Source organism: Cycloclasticus zancles 78-ME, assembly GCF_000442595.1.
Classification (GTDB): Bacteria; Pseudomonadota; Gammaproteobacteria; order Methylococcales; family Cycloclasticaceae; genus Cycloclasticus; species Cycloclasticus pugetii.
The window spans coordinates 54140-65047 of sequence record NC_021917.1; the positions used below are offsets into that span (position 1 = coordinate 54140).

The 10908-nt window shown below is 41.1% G+C and carries 9 protein-coding genes; 8 read left to right on the forward strand and 1 reads right to left on the reverse strand.

What is annotated here, in order from left to right; translation table 11 throughout:
* Positions 1-40 precede the first annotated feature (40 nt).
* Positions 41-2527: a penicillin-binding protein 1A gene (locus tag CYCME_RS00275; protein WP_020931772.1), complete on the reverse strand. Its 2487-nt coding sequence runs from the start codon at positions 2525-2527 to the stop codon at positions 41-43.
* 259 nt (positions 2528-2786) lie between these two features.
* Here CYCME_RS00275 and CYCME_RS00280 point away from each other — a divergent pair, with 259 nt between their 5' ends.
* The 8 genes from CYCME_RS00280 (at position 2787) to CYCME_RS00315 (ending at position 10901) form a co-directional block, all read left to right on the forward strand.
* Positions 2787-3848, forward strand: coding sequence for a pilus assembly protein PilM (locus CYCME_RS00280; protein ID WP_020931773.1), 1062 nt, complete (start codon positions 2787-2789; stop codon positions 3846-3848).
* Positions 3848-4402, forward strand: coding sequence for a PilN domain-containing protein (locus CYCME_RS00285; RefSeq protein ID WP_020931774.1), 555 nt, complete (start codon positions 3848-3850; stop codon positions 4400-4402). The genes CYCME_RS00280 and CYCME_RS00285 overlap by 1 nt, the downstream gene beginning before the upstream one ends.
* Entirely contained in the window at positions 4403-4987 is a 585-nt protein-coding gene (locus CYCME_RS00290) for a type 4a pilus biogenesis protein PilO (RefSeq protein ID WP_020931775.1), read from the forward strand.
* Positions 4987-5517 carry a pilus assembly protein PilP gene (locus tag CYCME_RS00295; RefSeq protein WP_020931776.1) on the forward strand — a complete coding sequence of 177 codons (531 nt, stop codon included), beginning with the start codon at positions 4987-4989 and terminating at the stop codon, positions 5515-5517. Before CYCME_RS00290 ends, CYCME_RS00295 begins: the two co-directional genes overlap by 1 nt.
* Positions 5518-5561: 44 nt before the next feature.
* On the forward strand, positions 5562-7703 hold the full coding sequence (pilQ, locus tag CYCME_RS00300; protein WP_051184127.1) for a type IV pilus secretin PilQ: 2142 nt from the start codon (positions 5562-5564) through the stop codon (positions 7701-7703).
* A 135-nt stretch (positions 7704-7838) separates the two neighbouring features.
* Positions 7839-8357, forward strand: coding sequence for a shikimate kinase AroK (gene aroK / locus CYCME_RS00305; RefSeq protein WP_016390277.1), 519 nt, complete (start codon positions 7839-7841; stop codon positions 8355-8357).
* On the forward strand, positions 8354-9457 hold the full coding sequence (gene aroB, locus CYCME_RS00310; protein WP_020931778.1) for a 3-dehydroquinate synthase: 1104 nt from the start codon (positions 8354-8356) through the stop codon (positions 9455-9457). Before aroK ends, aroB begins: the two co-directional genes overlap by 4 nt.
* A complete protein-coding gene (locus CYCME_RS00315; RefSeq protein WP_020931779.1) occupies positions 9447-10901 on the forward strand; it encodes an SPOR domain-containing protein in 1455 nt (484 codons plus the stop codon). Before aroB ends, CYCME_RS00315 begins: the two co-directional genes overlap by 11 nt.
* Positions 10902-10908: the final 7 nt, after the last annotated feature.

Sequence of the window (10908 nt, forward strand, 5' to 3'; positions counted from 1 at the left end):
ACTTTTAAGTGCGTTTTTTTTGGTAGCTAGATCGCGTGTTTTAGAATAACTCTTCGATGGAGGGTTGTTTTCCTAGGGACGAGTTACTGAATTCATTATTTTTATTATCAGCTGGCGGTGTATTTTCTTCTCGGAAATATTCAAAAATAGCTTTTGGGTTTGAAGGGTTTGTTTTTAACCCTGTCTCAGAGTTAATTAATAAACCAACAATGCCGTCGGGCTGTGAGAGGGGGATATTAGGTGTGTTTTTAAGTGCCTCCCTCATAAAGTCAATCCAAATAGGTAAGGCGGCGCGGCCACCTGTTTCTCTATTGCCTAATGGTTTGCCGTTATCAAGGCCAACCCAAGCAACGGCAACCAATGAAGGGTTGAATCCATTGAACCAAGCATCCCTTTGATCATTGGTCGTGCCCGTTTTACCTGCTAGGTCTGAGCGACCTAAAGAAAGGGCTTTTCTCCCGGTTCCTCGGTTGACAACATCCCTTAATAAAGAATTAATAAGAAAGTGAAGTTGTGGGGAAATAACACGAGGAGCTTTTCTAATAGGAGGCTCAACGATGGGGTCAATGGGTGTGTTGTTATCTAATAGCGTAGGCGTTATTAGCGGCGTTGTCATTGCTGAGTCGGCAAGTAGATTTTTGCTTTGTGGCGTTTCTTGCTTGTCGATGATGGCGACAGCTGGATTAGCTTGGAAGAGTATTTCGCCAGAGGCAGAAGTAATTTGTTGGATAAAATAAGGGCTTACACTGAAGCCGCCATTAGCAAAGACAGAATAAGCGGTTGCCATTTTGTATGGGTTAGCGCTACCGCTACCAAGGGACAAGGAGAGGTTGTTTGGTAGTGAGGAGGGGTTAAAGCCAAAACGTCCGGCAAAGTTTCGTACATATTTTGTGCCGATGTCCCGTAGAATTCTTATTGAGACTAGGTTTCTTGAGTGAATAAGCGCTTCACGTAAACGGGTAGGGCCAAAGAACTTGCCGCTATAATTTTCTGGTCGCCATTGCTGTTCGAGGCCTGCATCATCAAAAACGACAGGAGCATCATTAATCAACGTAGCCGTTGTATAGCCTTTAGATAGGGCAGCGGAGTATAAAATAGGTTTGAAGCCAGACCCCGGTTGGCGTTGAGATTGAAAGGCACGGTTAAATTTACTGGAGTAATAATCATAGCCCCCAACAAGTGAAGTGAGAGCACCATCGTTTGGGTTAATTGAAACGAGCGCGCCAGAAACGTTAGGCACTTGGGCAAGCTCAAAAATATCAGTATTAGGTTGCTGACGAACCCGGATAATATCACCAACAGCCAAAATTTCAGCGGCTGAGGTTGGCTTTTTGCCTTGCTTATTTTCGTTGATATATGGCCATGCCCATTTCAGGTTTTCCCAAGTAATTTCGACTAGTACTTTATCTGAGGTGATGGCAGTAACGCTCTTGTCCGTTAAAGCGGTCACAATGGCGGGTTCTGTTTCACCAATTTTTTTATACGATGATAAAGGACTTAAATCTAAGTCGTTGGTGTCGATATTATCTAAGTCAATATGGTCTAAAATACCGCGATACCCGTGGCGCCGATCATAGGCGTGTAAGGCCTTTCTAACGGCATGATTGGCAGCATTTTGGTGAGTGCTGTCGAGAGTGGTGACAACATGCATGCCGTTGGTATAAATTTCATCACCATATATTTCATAAACTTCATTGCGCACCATTTCTGCAACATAAGGTGCTTCAAGTTCCACAGAAGCAGAATGTAAGCGAGCGGTAATGGGTTCGGCAATGGCGGCATTAAACTCCGGTTGACTAATGTAGTTAAGACTTAGTAATCGGTTAAGAACATAGTTACGGCGAAGGAGCGCTCTGTCTGGGTTGGAGATTGGGTTGAAGGCGGAAGGTGCCTTTGGAAGTCCAGCAATCATTGCTTGCTGGGCTAAAGAGAGATCTGAAAGTGTTGAGTCATAATACACTTGAGCGGCTGCTGCTATACCGTACGAGCGATGGCCAAGGTAAATTTTATTTAGATAAAGCGTTAGAATGTCTTGTTTGCTTAGCTCTCTTTCAATAATAAAAGATAAGAGGATTTCACGTATTTTTCTCGAATACGTTTTTTTCTTCGTGAGAAAGAAATTTCTGGCGACCTGCATGGTAATGGTGCTGCCTCCTTGTTTCTTCTCGCCAGTTAATAGAAGCTGGCCTGTGGCACGCAGAAGCCCAATAAAATCGACACCTGAGTGTTGAAAGAAGTCTTTATCTTCAGCGGCAAGAAAGGCATTGATTTGGGTCGCTGGAATGTCTTCGTAACGTGTAGGAATGCGTTTTTTTTCACCAAATTTAGCAATGAGTAAGCCGTCTCGGCTGTAGATGCTCATAGGGGTTTGGAGCTGGATATTTTTTAAGAGATTGACATCAGGGAGGTCGGGTATTATTGAAAACTTGATGTATAAACCGAGGGCACCAATAAAAATCACACCTATCAAAAAAATAGATATGCTGACTTTTTTAAAAAGTGATGAAGAGCTGTGCTGTTGATTCATTCCGTTTTTAGCTGCAAAAGTAGGGGGTGGATTAAGTAATGGTGTACTATTGTATTAGCATTATGAAGAAAATCACATTAACCGTGGCTTAATGGTTTTTTTTTAAAATGAAAACACATATATCTAAAAGTAAGGCTATACTCAAAGAAAACGTTGTTAGTTATTGATTTTATGCTTGATTTTGTTGTTTAGTTGTATTTAAATTATTGAGAGTTCTTTGTGTGGTCACAGGAACGACTAAAGAGAAGGGAAATACAGGATGTCTTTTTTCAAACGTAATAACCCTAATGTTTTGGGTATTGATGTCAGTTCATCAGCGATTAAGCTTATAGAGCTCAGTCGACATGGTTCACGTTACCGAGTGGAGAGCTATGGTGTTGCAGCGTTACCTGAAAATGCGGTTATTGATAATAATTTTGCAGACCTTGAGGCTATCGGAAATACGCTGTCTACCGTTATTGAGCGTTCAGGCACAAAATTAAAGCAAGCTGCGTTGTCGGTTTCTGGCTCCGCTGTTATCACCAAAATTGTTACTATCCCGAAACCTGAAAGTGATGAAGAACTCGAAGCGCAGGTTGAGATGATTGCTGATCAATACATTCCTTATGCTTTGGACGAGGTTAATCTGGATTTTAGTGTTATTGGTCCAAATGAAAGAAATGCAAGCTTAATAGATGTACAGCTGGCAGCGTCAAGGCGTGAAAATATAGACGATAGGGTGGCGGTATTAGATCTGGCCGGGTTGAAAGCCAAAATAGTGGATGTCGAAGCCTATGCGCTAGAAAATGCCTATGGGCTTTTACAAAGCGGGTTGCCTGATTATGGTCCTGAGGCAACGATTGCCATCGCTGATACGGGTTCCACTGTGACGACACTTAATATTATTCATAAGAATAAAGTAATTTACTCTCGAGAGCAGGGTTTTGGTGGCAAACAATTAACAGAAGAGATTCAACGTCGATATGGACTTTCGTACGAAGAGGCCGGGATGGCCAAAAAACATGGTGGTTTGCCAGACAGTTATATAACAGAGGTGTTAGACCCATTTAAAGATGTGATGTGCCAACAAATTGGACGTTCATTGCAATTCTTTTTCTCATCTAGTGCACAACATAGCGTAGACCATATTATTCTTTCTGGTGGCACTTCTTCATTATTAGGTGTTGATGCATTGTTGGAGGAAAAGTTAGGTACTCCCGCGACAGTAGCGAACCCGTTTTCTCAGATGTCGTTGGCTGGGAAAGTGAAGACACAAGCACTTAGTAATGATGCGCCAGCAATGATGATTGCAACAGGTCTTGCATTAAGGAGTTTTGATTAATGGCTAAAATTAACCTTCTTCCGTGGCGTGAAGAACTGCGAAAGCAGCGCCAAGTCGACTTTTTGATTTTCCTGGGTTTAGGTGTGTTGGTGTCAATTTTTGTAATGGCAGTGGTGCATTTTTCGATTGATGGGCTGATAGAGACGCAACATAATCGTAATCACTTTGTTCAAAATGAGATATCTGTTTTAGATAAAAGAATCAAGGAAATTCAAACGCTTGATAGGACAAAAAGTAAGTTGCTTGCTCGGATGGAAGTCATTCAACGTTTGCAAAGTAGTCGGCCTGAAATTGTACATATGTTTGATCAGTTAGCTAAAACGGTACCAGAGGGTGTGCGCCTTACTAAATTTACTCAAAGTGGAGAAAAACTAAGCATCGAGGGTAGTGCCCAATCGAATACAAGAGTGTCTGCTTATATGCGAAATTTAGAACAATCACCTTGGCTTAAGGGGACCGACTTAAATGTGATTCGTTCAAAAGGCGTTGATGCAAACAGTTTTACCCTAAAAGTCGTCCAGGCTAAAGTTGGGGAACCCGTGGAGGGAAATTAGATGAATTTAGCTGATATAAACTGGGATTTTAAAGAAGCAGGTAATTGGCCTTTTGGCATTAAGGTAGTGTCTATAATAATAATGTGCGTCATTTTGATTGCTGCGTGGATTTACTATGACACGCTTGATCAGCTGAGTGATTTGGAGCGAGCTGAGAAACAAGAGATCGTTTTAAAAAAAACATTCGAGCGAAAACAAGCGAAGGCAGTAAACTTAGAGGCTTATAAACAACAACTCATTGATATGAAACAGCAGTTTGGTGCTATGTTGCAACAGCTGCCTAATAAAACACAAATTGCTGATTTGTTAGTCGATGTTTCGCAAGCAGGCTTAGCGAGTGGGTTGGAATTTAGCTTATTTCAGCCTTCAGTTGAGAGACGAAAAGACTTCTATGCAGAAAAACCAATCAAGTTAACAGTGGTGGGTGGTTACCACGAGTTTGGAAAGTTCGTCAGTAATTTAGCGGCATTACCACGTATTGTTACGCTTCACAATGTGGCTCTAAAGCCTACAGAGAAAAGTGGGCAGATGACAATGAATGCAATAGCGAAAACCTATCGTTATTTAGACGAGGGTGATAAATAATGGCCCGATTTAATTTGAGTAAGCTACTAAGTTCTGTTGCATTGATATCCTTGATGGGCGGATGTGTTAGTGAAGATTTTGATGATTTAAAAACTTATATTGCACAAGTAAAGTCAAAGCCGGCAACCCCAATTGAGCCAATGCCAATTATTAAATCATATGAATCATACATCTATGTTTCTGATGGCTTGCGTAACCCCTTTGAGAAGCTTGAAGAGCCCCAAGCAATTGATGTAGTGGCAAGTGTTGAGGGGCCTGGGCCTGACCTAGAAAGAGCAAAAGAAGAGTTAGAGGCTTACCCGTTAGATACATTACGTATGGTTGGCATCCTTTCCAAAAATAATGAGTTGTGGGCACTAGTGAAGGCGAATGATGGGGTTATTCATCGCGTTCAGGCCGGCAATTATTTAGGTCAAAATTTTGGCAAAATTACAGCTATACAAGACCATCAAATTAATCTTGCAGAATGGGTAGCTACGACAACGGGTAAGTGGCGTGAAAGAGAAGCTTCTTTGGCTCTTGTTGAATAAAGAAGAGAATATTGATAATGAAACATGTAAATAAGGGAAAAGTCATGCACAAGTCAAATGCAAGTGGATGGGGCATAGCAAAGCAAAAAGCTCGGCTAATAAAAGGAATATTTGCTATGGCATGTTGGGCTTCGATGTCAATGATGCCTGCGCAAGCAGCCATTCTGAAGGATATTCAATTTTCCGGTTTGCCTGGGAATAAAGTACAGCTTGAACTATCGTTGGATTCTGCGCCAGATCAGTTGAAAAGTTTTAGTACTGATAACCCAGCTAGAATAGCCATCGATCTTATGGGGGTAAGTAATGGTGTTGGTAAAACAACTATTCCAATTAATATCGGTAAAGCCATCAGCGTTAGAGCGTTAGAGGCAGGTGGTAGAACACGAGTTGTGCTTAACCTTAATGATGCTGCGCCTTATGCAACAAAAATAGAGGGGCAGAGTGTCTTTATAACGTTAGGTAATGTGACAAGTGCTCCTGTGATTAGCAGTCCTAGTGCAACAACAGCACCAGCAAAAGCGGCAGATAAATTAGTTAGTGCAGTGGATTTCAGGCGCGGTGAAGAAGGTGAAGGGCGTGTTTTAGTGAGCCTTACAAATACCTCTTCGGTTGTAGATGTTAAGCAGGAAGGTGGTAAAGTCATTGTAGATATTAAAGACACTTCGCTACCCCCAGAGCTTGCTAATAGATTAGATGTATTAGATTTTGCAACACCTGTAAAAACTATTGATGTGATGCCATCTGGTAATGATACAAAGTTATCAATTGCAGCAATTGGCCACTACGAATTTTTGTCATATCAGATGGATGAATTGTTAACGGTTGAATTCAAACCATTAACAAAACAAGAGCAAGAAGAATTGGTAGCTGATAAATTTCCCTATACAGGTGAAAAGTTATCTCTAAACTTTCAAAGTATAGAAGTTCGATCTGTATTGCAACTGCTTGCCGATTTCACAGATATGAATTTAGTGGCTAGTGATTCTGTCGGTGGCAGCGTGACTTTGCGATTGAATAATGTTCCATGGGATCAGGCATTAGACATTATTCTTAAAAGCAAAGGTTTGGCGAAGCGGATTACAGGCAATGTGATGATGGTTGGCCCACAAGCAGAGGTCGCGGCTCAAGAGAAATTAGAACTTGAAGCCAAAAAGCAAGTGGTGGAATTGTCGCCATTATTAACGGAGTTTTTTGAGGTTAGTTATGCCAAGGCTTCTGACTTGGTGACAATTTTAAAATCTACAGGCGGGCGTAGTGGAAATGCTAATTCAAATACAAAGTTAATTTCCAATAGAGGCGGGGTTTCAGTTGACCAAAGAACTAATACTTTATTGGTTCAAGAAACCGCTGAAAAATTGGTTGAAATTCGTAGAATTATTGAGCGTTTAGATCGCCCAGTGCGACAAGTGATGATTGAATCGCGAATTGTGATTGCGAATGATGACTTTACACGTGACTTAGGTGTCAGGTTCGGTTTGTCTGGCAGAACGGGTGGTGGCGTTGCTACAGGGGATTCAACAACAGTCGTGGGTGGAGCATTAGAAAATGGAATAACGGTGGGAGCCGGAAATATTTTTGATGTTGGTGGCAGCGAAGGTTTGATGGTTGATTTGCCAGCGGCCAGTCCAGCGGGTGCGATACAGTTTATAATGGGTAAAATTGGAAGTTCTTTATTACAATTAGAACTGTCAGCGTTACAAACAGAAGCAAAAGGTGAAGTTATTTCAAGCCCCCGTGTTATTACGTCTGATCAAATTGAAGCTGAAATCAGTCAAGGTGTTGAAATTCCATTTCAAGAGGCATCCTCTTCGGGCGCTACTTCAACGAGTTTTGAAGAGGCAGAGTTAAAGTTATCGGTGACGCCAAGAATTACACCAGATGACCGCATTAACTTAGAGTTAAATATAACGAAGGACTCGCCAGATTTCTCAAATGTTCAACCGGGTGGTGTGCCAATTAATACACAGGAAGTAGATACGACAGTACTGGTAAATAATGGCGATACAGTTGTCTTAGGGGGTATCTATGAGCGTTCGAAAGATCACAGTGTTCGTAAAGTTCCTTTCTTTGGAGATTTGCCGGGTGTTGGGGTGTTATTTAAGAAAGACTTTAAGCAAGATAATAACAGAGAGCTTTTATTCTTCATTACACCTAAAATATTAAAAGATAATTTAGCGGTTAATTAAAAACGATAGATTGATAAAAAAACGGGGCTAAGCCCCGTTTTTTTATGTGCTTGTACTTGTTGTAAGTAATACATTGCACGCGCTATGAAATGCTCGTGATATAGTTCTAGCAAATTTCAGAATAAGATAAAGTTCATGCCAGAAAAAAATAATATCTATCTTGTGGGCCCAATGGCAGCCGGCAAATCAACGATTGGTAAACTGTTAGCGCGGCGTTTAAATAAAGCATTTTATGATACAGATGCAGAAATTATTAAATGTACAGGGGTAGAAATATCCTTAATTTTTGAGCTTGAAGGGGAAGAAGGTTTTAGGTCTAGAGAAACCGATAAACTTAAGTTACTGTCGGTATTGGATGGCGCTATCATTGCAACAGGTGGTGGTATTGTCTTAAGCGAAGAAAATCGTAAAGTGTTAACGGAAACAGGCTGGGTTATATACTTACAATGTTCTGTTGAGCAGCAGTTAAGCCGAACAAAATTTGATACAAAAAGGCCTTTATTGCAAATTGACAACCCACGGAAGAAGCTGGAAGAATTAATGCGACTTAGAGCGCCGATTTATGAATCAATTGCAGACATCGTTGTTAGCACAAACAAAACAAGTAGTAAGAAAGTAATCTTAAGTATTCTTGAGCAACTAAAGAAAAAATGAATAATAAATTAGAGATATTGAATGTTGACCTTGGTGATAGAAGCTACCCTATTTACATCGGTGAGGGTTTATTAACGCAGCCAGCATTCGTTGAAAAGCACATTGTCTCTAACCAAGTATTGATTGTCACGAATGAAACGATTGCACCGATGTATTTAAGCCAGTTAGTCGATCAGCTACCAGTAGGTGTAGACGTTAGAACCGCTATTCTGCCAGATGGTGAACGGTTTAAAACGCTAGAGTACCTAAATAAAATATTTGATTCATTATTAGAAAACAGATGTAACCGGCAAGTCACGTTGATCGCTTTGGGTGGTGGTGTGATTGGAGATATGACCGGCTTTGCAGCTGCAAGCTATCAAAGAGGAGTTAGTTTTATTCAGCTCCCGACTACTTTGTTATCTCAGGTTGATTCCTCTGTGGGTGGAAAAACAGGGGTCAATCATCGTTTGGGTAAAAATATGATTGGGGCGTTTTATCAGCCTAAAGCTGTTTTGATCGATACGACAGTGCTCTCAACATTGCCAGCCAAAGAACTAAGTGCTGGTTTGGCGGAAGTCATAAAATATGGTGCGATAAATGATGTGGATTTTTTTGTCTGGCTGGAAAAAAATATAGAATATTTATTAGCACAAAAAGCGGACGCATTAATTTATGCAATTAAACGATCGTGTGAGAAAAAAGCTGAGATCGTCGAGAAGGATGAGAAAGAGTCTGGAATACGCGCAACACTTAATTTTGGGCATACATTTGGTCATGCCATCGAGACTCATATGGGATATGGCGAATGGTTGCATGGTGAGGCGGTAGCCGCTGGAATGTGTTTAGCAGCAGAATTATCTGTGCAGTTGGGTTGGATGAGCTCTGATGAGGCTGCCCGGATAAAGGCCTTATGTATAAAAGCTAACTTGCCAGTAAAAGCACCTGAAGAAATGGACGGTGCCGATTTTATAAAGCATATGAAAGTCGATAAAAAGAACACCTCAGGTTCTATTCGACTAGTGCTGCTAAAAAACCTTGGTGAAGCCGTTATTTATGACTGCACTGATGAGTCGTTAATTAAAAAAGTGATTGACGGAAAAGACAGAGATGTCTCTTAATCGCCTAAATGAAGAGGTGGCGCTGGAGGAGTTTTTCCCAGCAGAAAGGCAGCAGCGGCTTGATCTAATACTTCACCTTATTCCAAATACAAGGCAAGCTATTTTATTAAGAGGGCCAGAACAATCAGGAAAGTCTTTTTTTCTTAGGCAATTTGACAAACAAAGGGATAAGCGTTGGCAGTTTTGCTTAATACCAGCGAAATCGCTAATGGATACAACATCTCCATTGGAGGTATTAACTCAAGCTTTTGATGAATTGGAAGGCAATAACAAACAGCTTCTTGTGCGATTGGCAGCCGCGTCAAAAGCAGAAAAAAAAGTCATTATCTGTATTGAAGATACACATCAACTAGGCGAGGCGCAGTTCGATTTTTTGTTTAAATTGGCAGACAGCTATGATTGTTTGCAAGTTTTATTAAGCTCCGCGGATAATCTAGGAGAGGCTGTTGAGTCGCGTTGCCAATTGATTGACCTAGAGCCATTTACGCAACGGCAGACAACAGAGTATGCGCGAAAGATAATACAAAAAAACAATCCAGGTCTGACTAATTTGGTAGGCCTAGATGAAGTGGTGTTATTTATTGAAACAGGTGGTTTGCCAGGGCGAATAAATGATGTCTTAGCGCAAATGAGCACCTCAGCTATGGGGCATGAAAAGCCTACACTTGTGAAATCAGGATCCGTAATAGGGTTAATAGCACTAGCTATTTTATTGCTGGGTGTTTCAGTTTTTATCTTTTACCCTCAAGAAGAAAGTGAGGAGGTGCCTTCTACTGTTGTGCAGGCTCAGTCGGCAGGGCGGATACATAGCCAAACGCTAGAAACTCCTACTAAAACAGCGATTACTGAGCAGCCAAGAGTAAGCGGCTTTAGCGAGATAAAAGATGTCAAAACGCCTTCTTCAACGTTAGACGCTCCTTTAGAGACGGCGAGTAAAACAAAGGTGAGCGGCCTGAGGAATACAGATGAAAAGATAGAGGCCGTTAAGGTAGAGGCCGTTAAGGTAGAGAGGAGCGTTAATGCTCAAACGGTGGTTCTAGCTAACATCAAAGCAGAGGAGGCAGGTAGCGATAGCAAGGAGGTCGTATCTATAAAAGAAAATAGTAATCCTAGCGCCAAAGCACCCGCAGCATTAACAGCTATTCAGTTGAATCACCAATGGCTTGAAAGTAGAGATAAAAAACATTTCACTTTGCAATTGTTGGGTGTGTCCACAGAAGAGTCTGCAAAAAAGTTTATTCTTAAACATAACACCCTTAAACCATTATATTTTTTTCAACATAAAAGAAATGCTGGGCAATGGTTTGTGGTTATCTATGGTGATTTTGACAATAAAAAGCTAGCAGAAGAAAAAGCGAATAAGATGCCGGCTTCTTTGACGGCATTAAAACCTTGGGTTCGTACGTTTGACGCCGTTCAAAGAGATGTTCTAGTTAAAGAGTGAGCTAGGT

Excerpts from the sequence above, each read along its gene's own strand:
- CYCME_RS00290 (WP_020931775.1), top strand. The coding sequence starts at position 4,403 with ATGAATTTAGCTGATATAAACTGGGATTTTAAAGAAGCAGGTAATTGG.
- CYCME_RS00285 (WP_020931774.1), top strand. The coding sequence starts at position 3,848 with ATGGCTAAAATTAACCTTCTTCCGTGGCGTGAAGAACTGCGAAAGCAG.
- CYCME_RS00315 (WP_020931779.1), top strand. The coding sequence starts at position 9,447 with ATGTCTCTTAATCGCCTAAATGAAGAGGTGGCGCTGGAGGAGTTTTTC.
- aroB (WP_020931778.1), top strand. The coding sequence starts at position 8,354 with ATGAATAATAAATTAGAGATATTGAATGTTGACCTTGGTGATAGAAGC.
- CYCME_RS00295 (WP_020931776.1), top strand. The coding sequence starts at position 4,987 with ATGGCCCGATTTAATTTGAGTAAGCTACTAAGTTCTGTTGCATTGATA.
- CYCME_RS00280 (WP_020931773.1), top strand. The coding sequence starts at position 2,787 with ATGTCTTTTTTCAAACGTAATAACCCTAATGTTTTGGGTATTGATGTC.
- aroK (WP_016390277.1), top strand. The coding sequence starts at position 7,839 with ATGCCAGAAAAAAATAATATCTATCTTGTGGGCCCAATGGCAGCCGGC.
- pilQ (WP_051184127.1), top strand. The coding sequence starts at position 5,562 with ATGCACAAGTCAAATGCAAGTGGATGGGGCATAGCAAAGCAAAAAGCT.
- CYCME_RS00275 (WP_020931772.1), bottom strand. The coding sequence starts at position 2,527 with ATGAATCAACAGCACAGCTCTTCATCACTTTTTAAAAAAGTCAGCATA.